This window comes from Tatumella saanichensis (assembly GCF_000439375.1).
Taxonomy (GTDB): Bacteria; Pseudomonadota; Gammaproteobacteria; order Enterobacterales; family Enterobacteriaceae; genus Tatumella; species Tatumella saanichensis.
In genome coordinates this window covers 248,193-268,778 of sequence record NZ_ATMI01000041.1, presented here as the reverse complement: position 1 = coordinate 268,778, position 20,586 = coordinate 248,193, and the positions used below count along the sequence as shown (strand labels likewise).

The 20,586-nt window shown below is 51.3% G+C and carries 21 protein-coding genes; 10 read left to right on the top strand and 11 right to left on the bottom strand.

The genetic code is table 11. The features are described 5' to 3' along the window. Positions 1-130 precede the first annotated feature (130 nt). Complete coding sequence (locus DW47_RS0112835; RefSeq protein ID WP_029686816.1) at positions 131-1,858, top strand: potassium/proton antiporter; 1,728 nt, start codon at positions 131-133, stop codon at positions 1,856-1,858. Between the two features lie 158 nt (positions 1,859-2,016). After that, positions 2,017-3,213, top strand: a complete 1,197-nt coding sequence (locus DW47_RS0112830) for a multidrug effflux MFS transporter (RefSeq protein ID WP_029686815.1) — start codon at positions 2,017-2,019, stop codon at positions 3,211-3,213. 82 nt (positions 3,214-3,295) lie between these two features. Here DW47_RS0112830 and dadX read toward each other — a convergent pair whose 3' ends face one another. After that, entirely contained in the window at positions 3,296-4,366 is a 1,071-nt protein-coding gene (gene dadX, locus DW47_RS0112825; protein ID WP_029686814.1) for a catabolic alanine racemase DadX, read from the bottom strand. Between the two features lie 18 nt (positions 4,367-4,384). Continuing rightward, the gene (locus DW47_RS0112820; protein ID WP_029686813.1) at positions 4,385-5,683 is read right to left on the bottom strand and encodes a D-amino acid dehydrogenase; all 1,299 of its coding nucleotides are present in this window, start codon (positions 5,681-5,683) and stop codon (positions 4,385-4,387) included. 482 nt (positions 5,684-6,165) lie between these two features. Between DW47_RS0112820 and DW47_RS0112815 the strand changes: the two genes are divergently transcribed. Next, entirely contained in the window at positions 6,166-7,698 is a 1,533-nt protein-coding gene (locus tag DW47_RS0112815) for a SpoVR family protein (RefSeq protein ID WP_029686812.1), read from the top strand. 108 nt (positions 7,699-7,806) lie between these two features. Here DW47_RS0112815 and fadR read toward each other — a convergent pair whose 3' ends face one another. After that, positions 7,807-8,526, bottom strand: coding sequence for a fatty acid metabolism transcriptional regulator FadR (fadR, locus tag DW47_RS0112810; protein ID WP_029686810.1), 720 nt, complete (start codon positions 8,524-8,526; stop codon positions 7,807-7,809). A gap of 264 nt (positions 8,527-8,790) precedes the next feature. Between fadR and dsbB the strand changes: the two genes are divergently transcribed. Then, a complete protein-coding gene (gene dsbB, locus DW47_RS0112805; protein WP_029686809.1) occupies positions 8,791-9,306 on the top strand; it encodes a disulfide bond formation protein DsbB in 516 nt (171 codons plus the stop codon). Positions 9,307-9,329: 23 nt separating this feature from the next. Here dsbB and DW47_RS0112800 read toward each other — a convergent pair whose 3' ends face one another. From DW47_RS0112800 to DW47_RS0112785, 3 genes are all read right to left on the bottom strand, one after another. Beyond that, positions 9,330-9,782 (bottom strand): YcgN family cysteine cluster protein, encoded by a 453-nt coding sequence (locus DW47_RS0112800; protein ID WP_029686807.1) that lies wholly within the window; start codon positions 9,780-9,782, stop codon positions 9,330-9,332. 63 nt (positions 9,783-9,845) lie between these two features. Further along, positions 9,846-10,505: a fumarylacetoacetate hydrolase family protein gene (locus tag DW47_RS0112795; protein WP_029686806.1), complete on the bottom strand. Its 660-nt coding sequence runs from the start codon at positions 10,503-10,505 to the stop codon at positions 9,846-9,848. A gap of 257 nt (positions 10,506-10,762) precedes the next feature. After that, positions 10,763-11,041, bottom strand: a complete 279-nt coding sequence (locus DW47_RS0112785) for a YcgL domain-containing protein (protein ID WP_029686804.1) — start codon at positions 11,039-11,041, stop codon at positions 10,763-10,765. A gap of 158 nt (positions 11,042-11,199) precedes the next feature. On the opposite strand from DW47_RS0112785, the gene minC reads away from it, so the two are divergent. The 3 genes from minC to minE are packed head-to-tail and all read left to right on the top strand — an operon-like array spanning position 11,200 to position 13,065. Continuing rightward, positions 11,200-11,946, top strand: a complete 747-nt coding sequence (minC, locus tag DW47_RS0112780) for a septum site-determining protein MinC (protein ID WP_029686803.1) — start codon at positions 11,200-11,202, stop codon at positions 11,944-11,946. A 33-nt stretch (positions 11,947-11,979) separates the two neighbouring features. Continuing rightward, positions 11,980-12,792 carry a septum site-determining protein MinD gene (gene minD, locus DW47_RS0112775; RefSeq protein WP_029686802.1) on the top strand — a complete coding sequence of 271 codons (813 nt, stop codon included), beginning with the start codon at positions 11,980-11,982 and terminating at the stop codon, positions 12,790-12,792. A gap of 3 nt (positions 12,793-12,795) precedes the next feature. Then, the gene (minE, locus tag DW47_RS0112770; protein ID WP_029686801.1) at positions 12,796-13,065 is read left to right on the top strand and encodes a cell division topological specificity factor MinE; all 270 of its coding nucleotides are present in this window, start codon (positions 12,796-12,798) and stop codon (positions 13,063-13,065) included. 50 nt (positions 13,066-13,115) lie between these two features. On the opposite strand, the gene rnd is transcribed toward minE, so the two are convergent. From rnd to DW47_RS0112750, 4 genes are all read right to left on the bottom strand, one after another. Beyond that, positions 13,116-14,237 (bottom strand): ribonuclease D, encoded by a 1,122-nt coding sequence (gene rnd / locus DW47_RS0112765; RefSeq protein WP_029686800.1) that lies wholly within the window; start codon positions 14,235-14,237, stop codon positions 13,116-13,118. 194 nt (positions 14,238-14,431) lie between these two features. Beyond that, positions 14,432-15,046, bottom strand: coding sequence for a Slp family lipoprotein (locus tag DW47_RS0112760; protein ID WP_029686799.1), 615 nt, complete (start codon positions 15,044-15,046; stop codon positions 14,432-14,434). Positions 15,047-15,105: 59 nt separating this feature from the next. Then, positions 15,106-15,798 (bottom strand): tRNA (adenosine(37)-N6)-threonylcarbamoyltransferase complex dimerization subunit type 1 TsaB, encoded by a 693-nt coding sequence (tsaB, locus tag DW47_RS0112755; RefSeq protein WP_029686798.1) that lies wholly within the window; start codon positions 15,796-15,798, stop codon positions 15,106-15,108. A 138-nt stretch (positions 15,799-15,936) separates the two neighbouring features. Continuing rightward, positions 15,937-17,865 carry a DNA repair helicase YoaA gene (locus tag DW47_RS0112750; protein ID WP_029686797.1) on the bottom strand — a complete coding sequence of 643 codons (1,929 nt, stop codon included), beginning with the start codon at positions 17,863-17,865 and terminating at the stop codon, positions 15,937-15,939. A 122-nt stretch (positions 17,866-17,987) separates the two neighbouring features. On the opposite strand from DW47_RS0112750, the gene DW47_RS0112745 reads away from it, so the two are divergent. Further along, complete coding sequence (locus tag DW47_RS0112745; protein WP_029686796.1) at positions 17,988-18,332, top strand: RidA family protein; 345 nt, start codon at positions 17,988-17,990, stop codon at positions 18,330-18,332. 6 nt (positions 18,333-18,338) lie between these two features. Here DW47_RS0112745 and DW47_RS0112740 read toward each other — a convergent pair whose 3' ends face one another. Further along, entirely contained in the window at positions 18,339-18,536 is a 198-nt protein-coding gene (locus DW47_RS0112740) for a YoaH family protein (protein WP_029686795.1), read from the bottom strand. A gap of 105 nt (positions 18,537-18,641) precedes the next feature. Here DW47_RS0112740 and pabB point away from each other — a divergent pair, with 105 nt between their 5' ends. After that, on the top strand, positions 18,642-20,021 hold the full coding sequence (gene pabB, locus DW47_RS0112735) for an aminodeoxychorismate synthase component 1 (protein WP_029686794.1): 1,380 nt from the start codon (positions 18,642-18,644) through the stop codon (positions 20,019-20,021). Then, the gene (locus DW47_RS0112730; protein WP_029686793.1) at positions 20,011-20,574 is read left to right on the top strand and encodes a CoA pyrophosphatase; all 564 of its coding nucleotides are present in this window, start codon (positions 20,011-20,013) and stop codon (positions 20,572-20,574) included. The genes pabB and DW47_RS0112730 overlap by 11 nt, the downstream gene beginning before the upstream one ends. Positions 20,575-20,586: the final 12 nt, after the last annotated feature.

The following is a 20,586-nucleotide window of genomic DNA, read 5'->3' as shown; positions in this document are numbered from 1 at the left end:
TTTTTCCCCTAAACCATTAAAAATAGCGTACAGTGGTTCCTTATTTATCACCCCTTTGTGCCAGCGGATTGGCAAAATGCCGTCCGGCTACGACATTTACCCTCAATTTATTCTTCGGGGAGCCGCTATTTTGGAAACCAGCACGATTTATAGTCTTTTTGTTATTGGCTCCGTACTGGTAGCATCAAGTATTCTGTTAAGCGCTTTTTCTTCCCGTTTAGGTATTCCCATCCTAGTCATCTTCCTCGCTCTCGGTATGCTCGCGGGTGAGGATGGAATCGGCGGGATAGTCTTTAATAACTACCCTGTCGCCTATCTGGTGTCTAACTTGGCACTGGCGGTGATCCTGCTCGATGGTGGGATGCGTACCAAAGTAGGCTCCCTGAAAGTCGCCTTGCTGCCCTCACTGTCGCTGGCTACCGTCGGCGTACTGATTACCGCGGGTTTGACCGGAATGATGGCAGCCTGGTTATTTCATCTTGATCTGATCCAGGGCTTTCTGATTGGTGCCATCATCGGCTCTACCGATGCTGCAGCGGTGTTTTCACTACTTGGCGGTAAAGGGCTGAATGAACGTGTCAGCTCCACCTTAGAAATCGAATCCGGCAGTAATGACCCGATGGCGGTGTTTCTGACCATCACCCTAATCGATATGATCCAGAAAGGCCAAAGCGGGCTGGATATGATGTTTCTAGTACACCTGGTACAGGAGTTCGGGCTGGGAATTGTATTTGGTATCGGTGGTGGTTTCGCTATTCAGCAACTCATTAACCGAATTACTGTTCCAGCAGGTCTTTATCCTCTGCTGGCGGTCAGTGGCGGTATTCTCGTGTTCTCCCTGACCACATTACTGCAAGGCAGTGGTATATTGGCTGTCTATCTTTGCGGGTGCTGGCTGGGGAATACCCCAGTACGTAACCGCCACGGTATCTTGCAAACCTTTGACGGCATGGCCTGGCTCAGCCAAATTGGCATGTTTATTGTGTTGGGCCTGTTGGTGGTGCCGACCGATCTATGGCATATCGCCGTACCGGCCATGTTATTATCCCTGTGGCTAATTTTTATTGCCCGGCCACTGTCGGTATTCGCCGGACTGTTGCCATTTCGTAACTTTACCCTGCGCGAGCGCTTTTTTATCAGCTGGGTGGGATTACGCGGTGCGGTGCCGATTATCTTGGCAGTATTTCCGATGATGGCCGGACTGGATAATGCCAAGCTGTTTTTTAATATCGCCTTCTTTGTGGTGCTGGTTTCTCTTATGCTACAGGGTACAACTCTTGGTAAGGCCGCCAAGATCGCCAAAGTGGTTATTCCGCCTACCGCCGCCCCAATCCAGCGCATCGGTTTAGATATCCATCCCGACAGCCCGTGGGAAGAATTCGTATATCAGCTTAATGCCGATAAATGGTGTGTCGGTGCCGCGTTACGTGAATTGGAAATGCCGGATGGCACCCGTATTGCTGCACTGTTCCGTGCGAATACCCTGATGCACCCGTCCGGATCGACGCGACTAAAGGAAGGCGATATCCTTTGCGTCATTGGCCGCGAAAAAGACCTGCCCGCGTTAGGTAAAATGTTCAGCCAGAGTCCTCCTGTCGCGTTAGAGCAGCGCTTCTTCGGAGATTTTATCCTCGATGCCAGCGCTGAACTTTACGATGTCGCCCAAGTTTACGGACTTGAACTGGATCCAGAGACCCATGCACACCAGCCGCTGGGTAAATTAATCACCCAACAACTGGGAGGTACCCCAGTGGTCGGCGATCAACTGGAATGGCTGCATGTAATTTGGACGGTCGCTGAGAAAGAGGGCAATGAGATCCTAAAAATTGGGGTCAGAATGCCGGAACAGCATGCCTGAATACCGTTGCCGGGTAGCGTTTCGCCCTCCACCCGGCAAACCCACATTTCCCCGCCCTGCCAGCTCCCCCAGCTGCTAAAAAATTATCACTGCGGGGCTGTTCGCTGTTCGCGAAACAGGGTAACCTTGTCCGCTTTTTTTCAGGTCCTCTGCACTTTATGAATAAATACACTCTGTTACTACTGAGCTTGGTGCTGCTTGCACCGTTAGGTATTGACCTGTATCTGCCAACCTTACCTCAGGTCGCAGCCGGGCTGCAGACTCCGGTCAGTAATGTCCAGTCGACAATCCCTCTGTTCCTGTTGGTGATGGGACTCGGTCAATTAGTCACCGGTCCACTGGTGGATAATTTTGGCCGCAAACCGGTGGCGATGGCTGGACTGATCCTCTATGCCGCAGGCAGCCTGACTGCCACACTGTCCGTTCACTGGCCGCTATTTTTGGCAGCGCGAATTATTCAAGGCTGTGCGGTCTGCTGCACTGCGGTTGTGGCGTTCAGTGGTGTGAGAGATCGTCTCAGCGGAGATGAAGCGGCTAAAACCTTCGGTTTTCTTAATGGTGCCCTGAATATTGTGCCAGCACTGGCACCGCTGCTCGGGGGCACTTTGGCTGAGTTCTGGGGTTGGCGGGCGCCCTTCGCTTTCCTATGTTTATATGCGGTGTTTATCGGTATCCTGATCCTGCTCTTTCTACCAGAAACCCGTCCGGAAAATACCCTAAAGGTCTCCTTTTTTCCTGTGAAATCCTATGCGGCAATCCTATCATCACCGCGCTTTATCTTCTTTTCACTGGCTAATGCCGGAGCGTTGGGAATGGTACTGACCTATGTCTCACTGGCGCCGCAGGTGCTGATGGAGCAGGCGGGACTGTCGACCTTCGCATTTGCCCTTGCATTTGGTGCCAACGGGCTGTGGATCATGTTGGTCAGCAGTATTGTCAGTTATGTGATCCGTAAAGCCGGGCGGCCGTTCTGCCTGCTAACCGGCTGTGTCTGTATGCTGGTGGCGGCCGCACTACTGAGCAGCGAATCAATGCTGTTTAGTCATGAAGCACAGGTCTATTGGCTAAGTTATATGTTGCCAGTGGCTATTGCCGTGGCGGGACTGGCATTCATTATTGGCCCTGCCACCAGCTATGCCTTAGAGCCTTATCAGCAACAAGCGGGAATGGCCTCAGCGCTACAAGGATTTATTCAGATGGCTGGCGGTGCTGCAGGGAGTCTGATGATGCTGGCGTTACCCTTACGTCCGCAACATGCGTTGGCTTGGATGATGTTAATAGGGGCTCTACTGGCGCTAGCCGCTTGGCGTTGCACCCGTTACGTGAAAGGCACGGTTACCGAAATTGCCAAATAAGCGTTGTTGGACGTCAATAGCGTAAATCGGCCGGACTGATCCGGCCACCAGCGACCTCGGCAATGAACTGCCGAGGATCGCTTCAGATCACATGGAACGGCACCCGTGGTGCCACAGCACACATCAGTTCATACCCCACGGTATCGCATGGCTGCGCCACATCATCAATTTTTACTTGCTGGCCCCACAGCTCCACCGAAGAACCAATATTTGCCTGCGGGCAAGGTGTCAGGTCTACCATAATCATATCCATCGATACTCGGCCCACGGTACGAGTCATGATCCCGTCCACCGCAATCGGCGTACCCGTTGGCGCATGACGTGGATAACCATCTGCATAGCCGCAAGCCACTACGCCAATACGCTGCTCACCGCTGGCATGGTAACGGTAACCATAGCCGACACCATCGCCACTGTTCAGTTGCTGAATAGCGATAATTTCACTGCGCAACTGCATAACCGGTTTCAGTCCCGTACCCGCAATATCCTGCCAACGCCCCGACGGCGAAGCGCCGTAGCTGATAATGCCCGGACGGACCCACTGGTGATGGGTTTGCGGGTGCCACAAGGTCGCGGCGGAGTTAGCAAAACAGCGGGATATGTTCATACCTTGTGCCGCGTCATCAAGACACGCCAGCGGTTCCACCACACCTTGCGGGTCTTCACCACAAGCGAAATGCGTCATCAGCGTCATCTCACCCACGTTAGGTAACGCAGCCAAACGTTGCCAAACGGCCTTTAGCTGTTGTGGACGGAAACCGAGGCGATTCATACCGCTGTTTATTTTCACGTAGATATTGAGTGGTGCCGACAGCTTGGCATTGGCCAACGCCTCGATTTGCCATTCACTGTGAACACTGGTGGTCAGCCGGTAGCGATCCAGCAGTGCCAAATCGCTGGCCTTGAAAAAACCTTCCAATAGTAGAATCGGTTTCTGCCAGCCTTTTTCACGCAGTAGGATGGCCTCTTCATAATTGAGTAGTCCGAAACCATCGGTCGCGCTCAAACCGGCCAGGCAGCGTTCAATACCATGCCCGTAAGCATTAGCTTTTACCACACTCCAGATTTTTGCGCCCTGTGCCTGCTGGCGGATCACCGCTAAATTGTGCTGCAACGCCTGTTGATCTACTGTGGCGATAATCGGTCGTGACATTCCCCTCTCCTTGAAACCTTAACCCGTAACACCGGCATTATTTCGTGCCGCTCGGGGCGCAAACCCCGGCAGATAACGCATGACCGATAAGTCATCAATGGCGATGTCCGGTGTTTTACCGGATATAATATCGGCAATCAGCCGGCCGGAGCCACATGCCATTGTCCAGCCGAGAGTGCCGTGACCGGTATTGAGATACAGATTGGTCAGCGGTGTTCGTCCGACAATTGGCGTACCGTCCGGCGTCATCGGACGCAACCCGGTCCAGAAGCTGGCTTGCTCTACATGTCCGCCTTCAGGATAAAGGTCTCTGACCACCATCTCCAGTGTTTCTCTCCGGGCAGGCAGCAGGTCGGTGTTAAAACCAACAATTTCAGCCATTCCACCGACCCGTATACGGTTATCGAAACGGGTGACCGCCACTTTGTAGGTTTCATCAAGGATGGTAGACACCGGCGCACCATCGGCATTTTTGATCGGAATGGTCAACGAGTATCCCTTCAGCGGATACACAGGGATCTGCACGATGTCTTTCAGTAATGCGGTGGAATAGGAGCCACAGGCCACAATATAGCGGTCCGCAGTCAAGGTTTCGCTGCCGCAGCGCACTCCGCTGATGCTGTTACCTTCACGGATTAACTGATCGACCTGTACGTTGTAACGGAAGGTCACTCCAGCCTGTGTCGCCATCTCGGCCAGGCGCTGAGTAAACAGTTTACAGTCACCGGTTTCATCATTAGGTAGCTGTAGCCCTCCGCTGAGTTTATGGGCCGTGGTTGCCAGCGCTGGCTCAACCGAGGACAATTCTGCCGAGGTCAGTAGTCGGTAAGGGACACCCGCGTCTTCCAACACTTTGATATCTTTGAAGGCACTCTCATACTGTTGTTCGCTGCGGAACAACTGCAGGGTGCCTCCCTGGCGACCTTCATAGTGAATGCCGCTGGTAGCACGTAACTCTTTAAGGCAATCGCGGCTGTATTCGGCAATGCGCACCATGCGCTCTTTGTTCTGTTGATAGTGTGGCAGCGTACAGTTTTTTAGCATCTGCAGCATCCACTCCAGCTGAAAGCGGGTACCGTCTGGACGAATCGATAACGGTGAGTGTTTCTGGAACATCCACTTTACCGCTTTCAGCGGGATCCCTGGGGCAGCCCAAGGCGAGGCATACCCTGGTGAAATCTGCCCAGCATTCCCAGCGCTAGTCTCTTCTGCAGGGCCACTGCTGCGATCAATCACGGTGACCTCATGCCCCTCCTGCGCCAAATACCAGGCACTGGTCACCCCTACCACCCCACTTCCGAGAATCAAAACTTTCATTACACCCCCTACAGCATAAAAAACCTGATATCAACCATCAGAGCAGTGTTATCCACTAATTACCCGCTGATCGCCGTTTCAGTCTATTTCACCTTTTTTTTACTGTTTTGGTAACAGAAATTCGCACCGCCTTTAATATTCAGTAGTTAAAGCGGTTTAAAATGGAATTTCAGTAGTTAATTATGCCGAAAAGGCCGTTTTTTATGGGTTGCCAGAATTTTTAAATGTTGCCATAAAATTAGCTTATATACAGGATATTATCCTGAAAAATAGGTGGTTATTTCGCTTTTAAACACTAAAATCGTCCGTAACAAGCTATGCACTGTTTTTGTCTCCGTTTTTCAGACAGAAAACGTTTGCATCTGCCGACTATCGACTATCTTTAAATAATGACTCTGTACGTAGAGCACGGGTGATTTTTATCAGGATGAGAGTCCCCGCGGTGACCGGCTAAAACGTTTTTCATAAAAACGAGGTGCGCTATGACTCCCTTTTTCGACGAGGCAGCACAACAGCAACAACGCTTGAGCGATGGTCCGGACTGGACATTTGAACTGCTGGAAACCTACTTGGCGGAAATAGACCGGGTAGCAAAACTCTACCATTTGGACACCTACCCCCATCAAATTGAGGTGATCACCTCTGAACAGATGATGGATGCGTATTCCAGTATTGGAATGCCTATCAATTATGCTCACTGGTCATTCGGTAAAAAATTTATCGAAACCGAGCAACTGTATAAGCAAGGTCAGCAAGGGCTGGCCTATGAAATCGTGATTAATTCCAATCCTTGTATTGCCTATCTGATGGAAGAAAATACCCTGACCATGCAGGCGCTGGTGATGGCCCATGCCTGCTACGGGCATAATTCGTTTTTTAAAAATAACTATTTGTTCCGTAGCTGGACCGATGCCGGATCAATCATCGATTACCTATTGTTTGCTAGGAACTATATTTCAGATTGTGAAGAAAAGTACGGCATTGAAGCCGTGGAGCAGTTACTGGATTCCTGTCATGCACTGATGAATTATGGGGTTGATCGCTATAAACGTCCGCAGAAGATTTCCCTACAGGAAGAAAAAGCTCGCCAGCAAAATCGTGAGGCCTATCTACAAAGTCAGGTCAACACCCTGTGGCGCACGTTACCGCGTCAGGAGAAAGAGTCTGCCCAAGCCTCTCAGCCTCGCTACCCTGCGGAACCTCAAGAAAATCTGCTCTATTTCTTGGAAAAAAATGCCCCCCTGCTGGAACCGTGGCAGCGTGAAATTTTGCGTATCGTCCGTAAAATCAGCCAGTATTTTTACCCGCAGAAACAGACACAAGTGATGAACGAAGGTTGGGCCACTTTCTGGCACTACACCCTGCTCAATCATCTCTACGATGAGGGCAAAATCACCGACCGTTTTATGATGGAGTTTCTGCACAGCCATACTAACGTCGTGGCTCAACCCCCTTATAACAGTCAGTGGTACAGCGGTATTAATCCCTACGCCCTCGGTTTTGCCATGTTCAAAGATATTCGCCGTATCTGTGAACAACCCACAGCAGAGGATAAACACTGGTTCCCTGACATCGCCGGTTCAGACTGGTTACAAACTTTGCATTTTTCCATGCGTGAATTCAAAGATGAGAGTTTTATCAGTCAGTTTCTGTCACCAAAGGTGATGCGTGATTTTAGGTTTTTCGCGGTTGCCGACGATGACCGCAAAAATTATCTGGAAATTTCTGCTATCCATGATGAGGAAGGGTATCAAAATCTGCGCCAGCAGTTATCTGCCCAGTATAACCTCAGCCAGATAGAGCCCAATATTCAAGTGTGGAACGTTGATTTACGCGGGGACCGCTCGTTAACGTTACGCTATGTTCCTCATAATCGTGCCACTCTGGCCGACAGCCGTCGCGAAGTGATGAAGCATATTCATCGGTTATGGGGGTTTGATGTGATCCTGGAACAGGTTAATGATGAGGGTTCAACAGAAATCTTGGAGCGCTGCCCCCCACGGCCTAATCGCTGAATAAAAGAAGAGCGCGTGGCCGTCACTTATCAAGGCCGAACCCCGGTAAGCAAGTCACTCTCTTTGGCCTACACTGCCCGGTCTAGCCATAGCACTTGGCAGTCCGCTTCAAGAAGTGGCCGGCCCTTCAGCGCTAAGGCTTTGTTGCATGGCTCGCCACAGCTGACTGCAACTGCGCCCATAGTCGCGTACCGTTTCGCTGATCTGAGTACTGCTGATTTCCACGCTACATAACTCATACAGGCGTTGATAGAAATCACCCGCTAGGCGGCGGGCTTCAGGTAACGTGAAATAGTGTCTACCCACCCGAGTATTCAGCCCTTTCAGGCCATTGATAATCAACCCGTAAATGGGGTTACCTGACGCAAAAGCCAGCCTGCGGAACACCATTTCATCGATGTCGATAAACTCGACCCCCTGTTTAAGCCCATCAAAAGCTTCTGCCAGTACCTGTTGTGAGGTCTGCGGATCATGGCGCAGTGCTCTGCTGATAAAGATAGCTGCCAAGCTACTGCGAACCGACCAAAGATTATCAGCCATCTGCGGCACGTTGCCATGATCCAATTCCGCTAAGGTCTCAAGGATATTTAATCCCGAGGTTTCCCAGAAATTGTTTACCTTGGTAGGCTTGCCATGCTGAATGGTCAGCCAACCGTCACGAGACAGCCGTTGCAGCACCTCACGCAACGTGGTTCGGGTGACACCAATCAGTTCTGCTAACTCTCGCTCGGCCGGTAAAAACGAGCCAGCAGGGAAATGATTATTCCAGATACTTTCAATGATATATTCTTCAGCAAATCCAGCAGGGGTTTGTGCCTTGATAACCATAATTCTCAATCTCTGCTCTGACTTTGTCAGGGAAATCTCATCATATCAAATGCCTGAAAGGTGAAATAGCTCCCAGATTGGCTAAAAGACGATCAATATCAATATTTTTCATTCTCACAGGGTGTTTACTCCGTCGTTCATCTCGCAGACAAAATTTTTGTTCACCGCCAGACGGTTTCAGCGGATAATGAGGTGTAAAGATGATGGATCCCTTGGGGTTTTAGTTTACACTTCAGTTCGTAGCAATTAAATAAGGAAAACAGCATGTTAGGAATGTTAAATCGCTGTTCCAGAGGACGTGGGGCCTGGCTATTGCTGGCTCTGAGTGCGTTTGCCTTTGAAGCAACCGCCCTCTGGTTTCAGCATGTAATCGGTCTAAAACCTTGTGTGATGTGTATTTATGAACGCTGCGCGGTACTGGGTGTATTACTGGCTGGGATTGTCGGGGCTATTGCACCGGCCACGCCGCTGCGCTTTATCGCCATCCTAATCTGGCTGGCCGGTGCTGCAGAAGGCCTGAAACTGACCTGGCAGCACACTATGTTGCAGATTAATCCGCCGTTATTTGCCACTTGCGATTTTAAAGCCCGCTTTCCTAGTTGGCTGCCCTTAGATCAATGGTTCCCGGGGATGTTTGTCGCCAATGGTAACTGCTTGGACCGCAGCTGGACGCTGCTAAATCTTAGTATGCCAGAATGGCTGCTAGGGGTTTTTGTCGTCTATATGCTGGTCGCTATCTTGGTACTGATTGCCCAGCTGCCGCGATTCCGCTCACGCTGACAGTCTGAGCTTAAACGGCGGCATCAGCCGCCGTTTTTGTCTGGACGATCGATGATATGATCTTCCCAGTTCTGTACTTCACTCTCTGTTACCGCAATATAACGTACCGAAATACGATTCGCATGCATCTCTTTGGCTGAACCGGTGATTAACGGATGCCAAGCCGGCAATGGCTTGCCTTCGGCTAACAACCGGTAGCTGCAAGTGCGGGGCAACCAGGAGAAGGTCGGTAAGTTTTCACGCGTCAGCTTGATACAGTCCGGCTCATAATCGAAACGGTTTTCATAATGCCGGCAACGGCAACTCTTGATATTCAGTAAATTACAGGCCACATTAGTGAAGTAAATCTCATCAGTGTCTGCATCCTGTAATTTATTCAGACAACATTGCCCGCAACCATCACAGACGGATTCCCACTGTTCATCAGTCATTTCTTCAAGGCGCCTGGTTTCCCAGAAAGGAGGCTGTGTTGTCATGGTGTTACTCTCTTGGTTAAATCAGCCGCCCGTTATAAAGAGTCATTGCCGGTTATGCAAGTATTATGCAACCTGTGTCTCAATACTGTGGTCAGCAAAAGAGACCCTCAGCTGGTCACCGCTATTGAGCGGCCCCACCCCTTCCGGCGTTCCCGTAAGGATTATATCTCCAGGTCGCAGGGTAAAGTAGCGAGACATGTAGGCAATCAGCGGCACAATTTTATGGATCATATCGCGGGTATTTCCTGACTGACGGGTTTCGCCATTGATCTCAAGGCGTAAGTCGGTTTGTTGTGGGTCACCAATGAATTCAGAGACAGGAATAAACCCAGACACCGGACATGAGTTGTCGAACCCCTTAGATTTTTCCCACGGCTGTCCTTTTTTCTTCAAACCCGCCTGTACGCTACGCAAGGTCAGATCCAGCGCAATGCCGTAGCCAGCAATTGCCGCTAACACCTGCTGCTCAGTAGCCTGCTGTAAAGGATGTCCGATCAGTACCGCTAACTCGGTTTCATGGTGGATTTCACCGAACCCCTGAAGCAATGACAGCGGCTGCCCCAATTCACATAAGGCGGTTTCAGGTTTAATAAACACTACTGGTTCTTCCGGGGTGATACTGCCCATTTCACTGATATGTTTTGCGTAATTACTGCCAACACAGACGACTTTACCGTTCGGCAAGTTAAGCAGTTCACCCTGCCAGTTGCGATGCTGATACATGTGGAGCCCTCGTTTAACATAAAATAAACAGACACTCCGTTATAAGTAGCAAGAATCTGGGTAAAAGAAAACTGCCAACTGCGCCAGCAGTAGGCTGGCAGTCGAGGATTCAGTAACAAAGTTTTACCTACAGAGAATGTCTCGCAGCGGAACAAAACTGTTGGTGAGTGATCAGCAGGAATTGCTGACGGGCAATAATTGGCAACGGGATGAAAAAACACCCCGCAATTAATACTGGATATATTTACAGAGTAATCTTAATCATTATTTTTGGTCGCTGCCAAATGTGTTTTAAGTAAGTTCTCGGGTGGAGGCGGCACTTGCAAATAATAGCCCTTTTCTTCTAATTCTTGCTTCACTTTGTGAATATCAGCGGTGGCCAGTTTTTCCCGTCCGCCAAGGGATATCACCATCGACAGCACCGGCTTACCAAACCCTTTGAGTAATTCTTCCGGCACACGAGAGAAATCATCTTTTTTTTCAATATACAGGTAGGTCTGGTCGCGCAAAGTACTTCTGTAGATGGCACAGTACATATTTTTCTCCGAATTAATCTCTATGGTGACTTGCCTGAATAATACGGTAACTATAACATGGCAGCAGTCATTCGAATATTGAAGCTTCTGGGCCAACGGCGGATATTTAAACGCTTGTTCAGAAATAAAACTGCTAAAACAGGACTGAGTCAGGACAGATGTCGCAAACGCCAATCGAACTCAAAGGTAGCAGCTTTACATTGTCTGTTATCCATCTTCACCATTCACAGCCCGGGGTGATTCGTCAGGCGCTTCAGGAAAAAATTGAACAAGCACCGGCATTTCTAAAAAATGCTCCGGTGGTACTGAATATCGCCGCATTACCTCCCGCCCTTAACTGGCTGGAAATGCAACAGGCGGTGACTGCCACCGGCCTGCGAGTTGTCGGGGTGAGTGGGTGTAAAGATGAACACCTTAAACAACAGATACTGGCTAGCGGGTTACCGGTACTGACCGAAGGCAAAGACGTTCGCAAAGCCCCTGAAGCGGCTCCGATACCAACGTCGGCTGTCGAACCACAGCCTGAACCGGCAGCCTCTGAGGAACCTGAGTCGGTGACGGTGACTGAAAAATTTGCCCGCACCCGCATTATTAATACGCCAGTACGTTCCGGGCAGCAGATTTATGCTAAAAATGCAGACTTGATTGTCACCAGCAGTGTCAGTGCTGGAGCGGAGCTCGTTGCTGACGGAAATATTCACATCTATGGAATGATGCGTGGTCGTGCCTTGGCCGGTGCCAGTGGTGAACAGAGCGCCGAGATTTTTTGTACCCACTTAGCGGCAGAACTGGTCTCCATCGCCGGTGAATACTGGATTATGGATCAGATTCCGTCAGAATTTTTTCAACAGGCGGCACGCCTGTCACTTACCGACGGTGTACTGTCTATTCAGACACTTAGTTAGACCCCTTTTCTATTGTTAAGGAAATCATCATATATGGCACGCATTATTGTAGTTACATCTGGTAAAGGGGGCGTTGGCAAGACCACGTCAAGCGCGGCCATCGCTACCGGTTTAGCGCAGAAAGGGAAAAAAACTGTCGTTATCGATTTCGATATCGGTCTGCGTAATCTGGATTTAATTATGGGTTGTGAACGCCGCGTCGTTTATGACTTTGTGAATGTTATTCAGGGCGATGCTACCCTGAATCAGGCGCTGATCAAAGATAAGCGCACCGACAATCTGTATATCCTGCCGGCCTCTCAGACTCGGGATAAAGACGCCCTGAATTACGAAGGCGTTGAGAAAGTACTGGATGAGTTATCAGCCATGGATTTCGATTTTGTGGTCTGTGACTCCCCGGCAGGGATCGAAACCGGTGCTGTAATGGCACTTTATTTTGCCGATGAAGCGATCATCACGACTAACCCCGAAGTGTCTTCGGTACGTGACTCGGACCGTATTCTAGGGATCATTGCCTCTAAATCACGCCGTGCCGAGAAAGGTGAAACACCGGTCAAAGAACATCTGCTGCTGACACGCTACAACCCAGGCCGTGTCAACCGCGGTGACATGCTGAGCATGGAAGATGTGCTGGAAATCCTGCGTATCCCGCTGGTAGGCGTGATCCCAGAAGACCAGTCTGTTCTACGGGCATCCAACCAAGGGGAGCCGGTTATCCTGGATACCGTTTCCGATGCAGGTAAAGCCTATGCTGACACCGTCGATCGCTTACTCGGTGAAGAACGTCCCTTCCGCTTTATTGAAGAAGAGAAGAAGGGTTTCCTAAAACGCCTGTTCGGGGGATAAACCATGGCATTACTTGATTTCTTTTTATCCCGTAAGAAAAGTACCGCAAATATCGCCAAAGAAAGATTACAGATTATCGTTGCCGAGCGTCGTCGTGGGGACAGTGAGCCCCACTACCTGCCGCAACTGAAACGTGACATTCTGGAAGTAATTTGCAAATACGTCAAAATAGATCCAGATATGGTCACTGTCCAGCTGGATCAGAAGGGAGAGGATATCTCTATCCTCGAACTGAACGTAACGTTGCCGGAAGCGGAAGAAGCTGCCAAGTGATCTTCGTTTCCGGATAAATGCCGCAGCCTGTCTGCGGCATTGAATTGCGGTTACTTGCCAGCAATGATGGCGGTGATCTCCGCCCCCATTAATTCACCCCGCCAACCTTTCAGTAATTCCGGCGTTTTGCTGACCGGCTTCAGATGCCAATGCTCACTCAGTACTTGATTTATCTGTCGACGAGAAGCTAATAGCTCTTGGCTAAAACCGGTATCATCGCTGACGGCTTTAATGCAGGCTTTCAGTTCTTTAAACAGTGTCTTATAGCCTGGGCAATCGATGAGATTGGTCAGTGGCTGCGGGTACTCCTCTGCAGGAAGCTGCTGCGCGTCGGCCACCAGTTTCAGCATGGTCTCACCATGAAAACGGATCTCTGGACCACTTAAACCAAGATGATGGAGTTCACCGAGAGTTCCCGGTTGATAGCGAGCCACTTTCCACAAATGCTCTTCTCTGACCACAAAATTAACGGCCATATCTTTGCGTCGTGCACAGTTGAGACGCCATGCTGCCAATAACTTCAGCGCCGCCAGCTGAGCCGGACGTAACTGCCATGCTTGGCCAATTTCTACCCAAGCCAACTCTGCAGGCAGACTGTCACGACGGCGTTCACACAGCATCTGACACTCACTGAGGACGTAGTCTAGGACATTTTTCTCTGCCGCCTGCTGGTGAAGCTGAAGTGCGATGGGTAATAGGTACCAGACGTCTGCCGCTGCATAATCACACTGTCGCTCACTCAGCGGACGTGCCAGCCAATCGGTACGGGATTCACTCTTATCGAGGGTAATGCCTTCGAACTCAGCGACCATTGCGGCAAAACCTAACGATAGCGGATAGCCGATAAATGCAGCCAGGATTTGGGTATCAATCATCGGCTCTGGCAGGACCTCAAAGCGGTTAAGAAACACTTCGAGATCTTCGCCACCGGCATGCAGATACTTAATCACCTGGTGGTCGGTAAGTAACGCCTTGAAGGATGTCCAGTCATCAATCTTCAGGGGATCAATCAGTGTCAATCGTTCTCCATCGAACAGTTGGATCAGGCCCAATTGTGGATAATAGGTGCGGGTACGGACAAACTCAGTATCCAATGCCACGGCACTTTTTTCACGGGCAGCACTGCAAACCTCAGCCAACTGCTGGCTGGTAGTAATAAGCTGGTAATTCAAAATAGTCTTCTCTCTTACTGTGGAAATACATCACAGCGCTGGGTAGTTAGACGCCGGTAAATCGGCGTACAGGCGCTGACGGGGCATAGCCCCGCCAAGGTTTTCATAAGGGCATTACCGAAGATGTAGAAATGTTATCTGCTCCACCACCGGTGGATCAAAAAAGTCCGCCAGCTGAGCGGACCTTTTTGTCATTATTCAACCAACGTCATTTGTACCGTCGAAGCTCCTGGGCCATAAAACCCACCCCACGGAGCCATCATCGGCGGAGGCCCATGACGGAAACGGCCCGGCCCTGGGGGACCATAAAACATCCACGGACCGCCCCATGGACCGCCCGGCATTGGGTCGGTCACTACTTGCTGGACCAGATGCCAGCGCTGATAGCCTGTTACATCAATCACGAGGAACTGGTAGCGGGCATTGCCGATTTTCCCTTCTGCAGTACCACTGATGTTACCCAATACTGTTAGGAACTGATTATTCAGGTTCACCGGATCAACGAAACCGTGTACATCTGCATAGATACGTCCTTGGGTCGCCGCACCGAGTATTGGTCGGGCAGAATCGTCCAACGGCTGAACCGCCAACTCAATGCGGGTAAGGCCATTGTTGTTGGTCACATTCATCACCCGACCGCCAAAACGTGATTCCTGTCCGATAAACAGTTGCGGATTAGTCATCACCCGCGTCAGGTTTTGCTGAGGCATCGGTGACACACTGCGAATACTCTGTGGCACCGTGACACAGCCGCTTAACAGCATCACTGCAGTAAGCAGCAGCGGTCCGGCTTTCAGCATTCTGAGCATAATATTCTCCTTGATTATGACAGTAAGACCACGCCAGCGAGAGGCAGTTCCGATCAGGCTTAACGGCCTGGTAATTTTTTCCATGTCACTTCATTACGTAAGTACACTGGCTCAATCTCTATGGCAGCAGATACTCGGCCCTGCTGCCAAGGGGTAAACGCCAGCGGTAACATATCTTCCGCCGCAGGCAGCTCACAGCCACTCTCAGTCAATATTAGGCTATGGCCGGTGCGCAGTTCCGGATACGCTTGCCAGCCAGTACCGGCGATGGCCCACTCCCCTTCCAGCGCTTGCATGCGTGTCAGCGCTTGTTGTGGACTCAATACCGCTTCACTGTGCTCACCTTGCCAAATCCCCTGCTCATCACGCTGATATTCGGCCCAGTAGACTTCACCCATACGTGCATCGATAGCGGCCAGTACGCGGCAGGCACCGCTACGACGCCAGGCCCCCTGTGCCAACGTCGCCAGGGTGGATACGCCAATCATCGGCAATTCTGCCCCCAAGGCTAATCCCTGCGCGATACCAATACCGATGCGTACTCCTGTAAAACTGCCGGGCCCGCGGCAGAACACCAGCGCATGCAGATCAGTCAGCATTAGCTGTTGCCCGGCCAGTAACTCGGCTACCAGAGGGAGAATTTTGCGGGTATGGTCACGAGGCGCAATCTCAAAACGGGCATCCTGCTGTTGCTGGTTATAAATGGCCGCTGAGCAGGCTTCAGTGGCCGTGTCCAAGGCGAGTAATTTCAGTTTTGAGATATCTTGCATAATTTTTCGTATCAGATAAAAAAGAAAGCATTCCGGCCGGAGGCTCCGACCTACCAATTATACACCGCCCCGCAGGGCAGAGATATGCATCCGCTGGAAGTTTCACAGGCAGATACACAATTAATTATCACCGTTCTCCACCAGAACCTTACCCTGACGAATAAAGGTTTCAGCAACCTGTAAGTCGCGGGTACGAGGCGCATCCGGTAGACTGTTCAGGAACAGCCCACCATAAGGGCGCGATACCAATCGTTGGTCACAAATCACCAGCACTCCGCGGTCGGTGACATCACGGATTAGGCGTCCTGCCCCTTGCTTGAGGGTGATCACCGCATCCGGAAGCTGAACCTCATCAAAGGGATCCAAGCCACGATGGCGAGCATCTTCCATACGGGCTTTCAGTAACGGATCTTCTGGAGAGGTGAATGGCAGTTTATCAATAATCACCAAGGACAACGCATCACCGCGGACGTCCACCCCCTCCCAAAAGCTACTGGTGGCCACCAGCAAGGCATTCCCGGCTTCAATAAACTGCTGCAGGATCTGCCCTTTACTGGTCTCACCCTGTAATAATACCGGCAGGGTCAGGCGTTCGCGGAATTCTGCCGCCAGTTCACGCATCATCTGGTAAGAGGTACAGAGAAAAAAACAGCGCCCGCGGTTCACTTCAATTAACGGGGCCAACAGGGTAGCCAATTGCCGTGCCGCCCCAGGCCGCTGATTTTCCGGCAAGTTACGGGGCACACAGAGTAGCGCCTGGCGCTGATAATCAAAAGGACTGCTGAGGATCAGCTGTCGAGCAGCATTCACTCCCAGTCGATGTGCAAAGTGATCCATCTTACCGTTAACCGATAAGGTTGCAGAGGTGAATACCCAAGATGATTTACGGGCATCCATCACTTCGCGGAAACGCTCGGCCACCGACAACGGTGTCAGCGCCAAGGTAAAGTGCCGGGCATGGCACTCATACCAATAACTGAATCCAGCTTCTCTGGTCTGACTGATCCTTTTTAGCCGAGTACGGTATTGGGCCGCCCGTTCAAAAGCTGCATCTAGCAGTGCGGAACGTCCGAGGCTGAGCTTGATCACGTCATAACAAAGCTCTAACGCATCATCGAGTAACACCAACATCCGCGAGACATCGTTGCGCTGCAACAACTCGCGCAAGTTACCACGGAAACCGGGGTCACCGAGAATTAGTCGGAAATCCTGGCTGGCCTGACTGAGCCGATCTGCCGACTTTTGCAGCTGCTGCATATCGCGGACTTCAGTACGGTAGGCGATCATAATATCGCGGGCCAGATCCTGTAACTGCCGACTGCTGACCTGTTGGCCGAAATACTGACTGGCAATATCTGGTAACTGATGGGCTTCATCGAAGATCATCACATCTGCATCGGGGATCAGTTCAGCAAAACCGCTCTCTTTAACCACGAGATCCGCCAGAAAAAGATGGTGGTTAACCACCACCACATCTGCATCCATTGCCCGCTGACGTGCTTTAACCACAAAACAATCACCGTAGCGTGGGCAGTCACTGCCAAGACAATTGTCATTTGTGCTGGTGACGAGAGGCCATAGGCTACTGTCTTCGGCGACACTGCCACACTGACTGATATCGCCATCGACCGTCTGTGACGACCACCCCCGGACACTCACCAGATCCGTCAGGGCCTGTACCGGTAGATCCCCGCCGGACATGTTCTGCTGATCCATCCGCTCGAGGCATAGATAATTTGACCGCCCTTTAAGGATGGCGGTTTTACCTTTAAATTGCAGCGCATTGACGATGGCTGGTAGGTCACGGGTATAGAGCTGATCCTGTAGCGCCCGCGATCCAGTGGAAATAATCACTTTTTTGTTTGCACGCAGGGCAGGCACCAAATATGCGTAGGTTTTACCGGTTCCCGTTCCCGCCTCAGCAACCAGCTCCCCTCCCTGACGGATCACCTCTGCTACAGCTTCCGCCATCTGTTGCTGAGCCGCTCGCGGCCGGAAGCCCGGAATGGCCCCGGTCAGTACGCCGCCGGGAGAAAAGTCGTCAGTCACATCGCCTCTCATTAGATAGATTACTGCTGCCATTATGTCAGTAATCCCCGTTAACGACCAACAGGGATGACAACACAAGCCGCTTGTGGCAGGCTGGCTGCCGGATAAATTAAGGAGCCGTTATGACCATTACCCGTATCGATGCCGAACACCGTATGTCAGAAGCCGTCATCCATGACAATACCGTTTATTACACCAGCGTGCCCGAAGATCTGGACGGTGATGCCTTTGCCCAGACCGCCGATGCCCTGGCGGTTATCGACCGTATTCTGACCCGAGTCGGCAGCGACAAAAGCAAAATTCTCGATGCCACAATTTTTCTGACAGATAAAGCGGATTTTGAGGCCATGAACCAAGCCTGGGATGCATGGGTTTCCCCTGGCAATGCACCGGTGCGCTGTACAGTACTGGCTGGGTTGATGCATCCGAAGTTCAAAGTAGAGATTAAGGTTATTGCTGCCCTGTAAGGACAGTTACTCTTCCTCTTCTGCCTCGTCTTCGTCTTCTTCAAAACGTGCCAGGCTTTCTCCGCCTTGGTGCGTTTCACGTATTTCTGCCGCCACTATCGCAATTGCTTCCCCGCTGGCCATTCCTTCTGCCATTAACTGATGAATACGCTCAACAGCCTGCTGCTGTTGCTGAACGGAAAGTGCCGGTAAACCTTTAAACATAGAAACCTCTGTTAGACTGCGGTGGATGGCGGTGAAGATAAGGGATGCCAGCAGTAAAAAAATGTGTCAGGCTTAGCGTCAGTCTATGCTGACCCGCTGATGTTTATGACACTGAAAACGCTTTCTCTACCCTATACCCCTGATGCCCTCACCGCTCTATTTTCCAAAGTGGCGCATCAGCCCTGGGCGATGCTACTAAGCTCGTGTGCCGCCCAGCATCCGGACAACCGCTACGATATTTTTAGCGCCGCGCCTCTAAAGACACTCACCACCCGCGATGCCGAAACCACTGTCACCGATGGTACCAGTTGCCGCATCGTTCAAGACGACCCATTACACTTGGTGAAAGAAGCCCTGGGCGAACTGCCAAAGCTGGAAAAAACCGTTGATGGGCTGCCGTTTGTCGGTGGAGCTTTAGGTCTGTTTGGCTACGACTTGGGTAGACGCTTCGAAACTCTGCCACAACAGGCTATGGCTGATCTGCATACCCCGGATATGGCCATTGGGATTTATGACTGGGCTATGATAGCAGATCACCAGCTGAAACGTCTCACCTTGGTCAGTCTAACTGATGCACAACTGCGCTATCAGTGGCTGATGGCACAGCAGCCGATCATTGGCTCGGCATTCCGTTTAACCTCGGACTGGCAGAGTAACCTAAGCCCATCGCAGTATCAGCAGCGTTTTCATCAGGTACAGGACTATATCCGCGCCGGTGACTGCTATCAGATAAACTTAGCCCAGCGCTTCAGTGCCGGTTATCAGGGTTGCGAATGGCAGGCCTGGTTGGCATTGAGCCGACAGAATCGCGCGCCATTCGGGGCCTTTATCCGCCTGCCGGACAGTTGCCTGCTTAGCCTATCACCGGAACGCTTTCTCAAGGTTAGCGAGGGAGAAATAGAGACCCGTCCGATCAAAGGCACTCGCCCGCGATCGGCGGATCCGGCTGAGGATGCCCGCCAGGCAGCAGATCTTGCAGCAGCGGAGAAAGATCGTGCCGAAAACCTGATGATCGTCGATCTGTTACGTAATGATATTGGCCGAGTCGCTGCACCCGGCAGTGTGTCGGTGCCCGAACTCTTTGTGGTGGAGCCCTTCCCGGCAGTCCATCATTTGGTCAGCACCGTACGCGGCCGCCTGCCCGCTGCCCTCGACAATACCGATCTGTTGAGGGCCTGCTTTCCTGGCGGTTCGATCACCGGGGCGCCAAAAATACGCGCCATGGAGATTATCGATGAACTGGAACCCCATCGCCGCCACGCATGGTGTGGTAGTATTGGTTACCTCAGCTGTTGTGGGACCATGGATACTAGCATTAGCATCCGTACCCTGACCGCTGAAGAGGGAAAACTGTATTGCACTGCTGGCGGCGGGATCGTCGCAGATAGTCAGGTCGATGACGAATATCAGGAAACCTTTCATAAACTGTCACGCATTCTGCCGGTGTTAGAAGGGTTATCGGCGCAGGCCACTGATGAATACTGAACAGTTCCGCCAGCGCTTTATGTTACATCTGCCTGAGACCGAACAGGCTGCCCCCTCTTGCATAGGCCGCCAGGCAGCAGTACTGGTACCGGTAATTGATTACCCGCAGCCCTGCCTGTTACTGACCTTACGCGCCAGCCATTTACGCCATCATCCAGGACAGGTGGCTTTCCCAGGAGGCAAAGCGGACCCGACAGACCTGACATTGTGCCACACCGCATTGCGGGAAACTCAAGAAGAACTGGCTATCCCTGCGGAATACGTTGAGATCATTGGCCGGTTACCGGTGGTGGCTAGCCGCACTGGCTTCGCGGTCACTCCCTTTGTCGGCTTGCTACCTGCTAACGTCAAACCACGACCCGCGCCGGATGAAGTGGCGCTCAGCTTCGAAGTTCCACTGTTGCCATTGCTACAACAAGACCACTTTTTACCCCTGCAGATCAAACGTCATGGAGAAATTCAGCAAATCTGGGTCTGTGACTATCAAAAGCATTTTATCTGGGGCATGACTGCAGGTATTATTCGCCAACTCGGTAAACAGATACTCGGTTAATATCCGTTTTAT

Excerpts from the sequence above, each read along its gene's own strand:
- DW47_RS0112830 (WP_029686815.1), top strand. The coding sequence starts at position 2,017 with ATGAATAAATACACTCTGTTACTACTGAGCTTGGTGCTGCTTGCACCG.
- dadX (WP_029686814.1), bottom strand. The coding sequence starts at position 4,366 with ATGTCACGACCGATTATCGCCACAGTAGATCAACAGGCGTTGCAGCAC.
- DW47_RS0112820 (WP_029686813.1), bottom strand. The coding sequence starts at position 5,683 with ATGAAAGTTTTGATTCTCGGAAGTGGGGTGGTAGGGGTGACCAGTGCC.
- DW47_RS0112815 (WP_029686812.1), top strand. The coding sequence starts at position 6,166 with ATGACTCCCTTTTTCGACGAGGCAGCACAACAGCAACAACGCTTGAGC.
- fadR (WP_029686810.1), bottom strand. The coding sequence starts at position 8,526 with ATGGTTATCAAGGCACAAACCCCTGCTGGATTTGCTGAAGAATATATC.
- dsbB (WP_029686809.1), top strand. The coding sequence starts at position 8,791 with ATGTTAGGAATGTTAAATCGCTGTTCCAGAGGACGTGGGGCCTGGCTA.
- DW47_RS0112800 (WP_029686807.1), bottom strand. The coding sequence starts at position 9,782 with ATGACAACACAGCCTCCTTTCTGGGAAACCAGGCGCCTTGAAGAAATG.
- DW47_RS0112795 (WP_029686806.1), bottom strand. The coding sequence starts at position 10,505 with ATGTATCAGCATCGCAACTGGCAGGGTGAACTGCTTAACTTGCCGAAC.
- DW47_RS0112785 (WP_029686804.1), bottom strand. The coding sequence starts at position 11,041 with ATGTACTGTGCCATCTACAGAAGTACTTTGCGCGACCAGACCTACCTG.
- minC (WP_029686803.1), top strand. The coding sequence starts at position 11,200 with ATGTCGCAAACGCCAATCGAACTCAAAGGTAGCAGCTTTACATTGTCT.
- minD (WP_029686802.1), top strand. The coding sequence starts at position 11,980 with ATGGCACGCATTATTGTAGTTACATCTGGTAAAGGGGGCGTTGGCAAG.
- minE (WP_029686801.1), top strand. The coding sequence starts at position 12,796 with ATGGCATTACTTGATTTCTTTTTATCCCGTAAGAAAAGTACCGCAAAT.
- DW47_RS0112760 (WP_029686799.1), bottom strand. The coding sequence starts at position 15,046 with ATGCTCAGAATGCTGAAAGCCGGACCGCTGCTGCTTACTGCAGTGATG.
- DW47_RS0112745 (WP_029686796.1), top strand. The coding sequence starts at position 17,988 with ATGACCATTACCCGTATCGATGCCGAACACCGTATGTCAGAAGCCGTC.
- DW47_RS0112740 (WP_029686795.1), bottom strand. The coding sequence starts at position 18,536 with ATGTTTAAAGGTTTACCGGCACTTTCCGTTCAGCAACAGCAGCAGGCT.
- pabB (WP_029686794.1), top strand. The coding sequence starts at position 18,642 with ATGACACTGAAAACGCTTTCTCTACCCTATACCCCTGATGCCCTCACC.
- DW47_RS0112730 (WP_029686793.1), top strand. The coding sequence starts at position 20,011 with ATGAATACTGAACAGTTCCGCCAGCGCTTTATGTTACATCTGCCTGAG.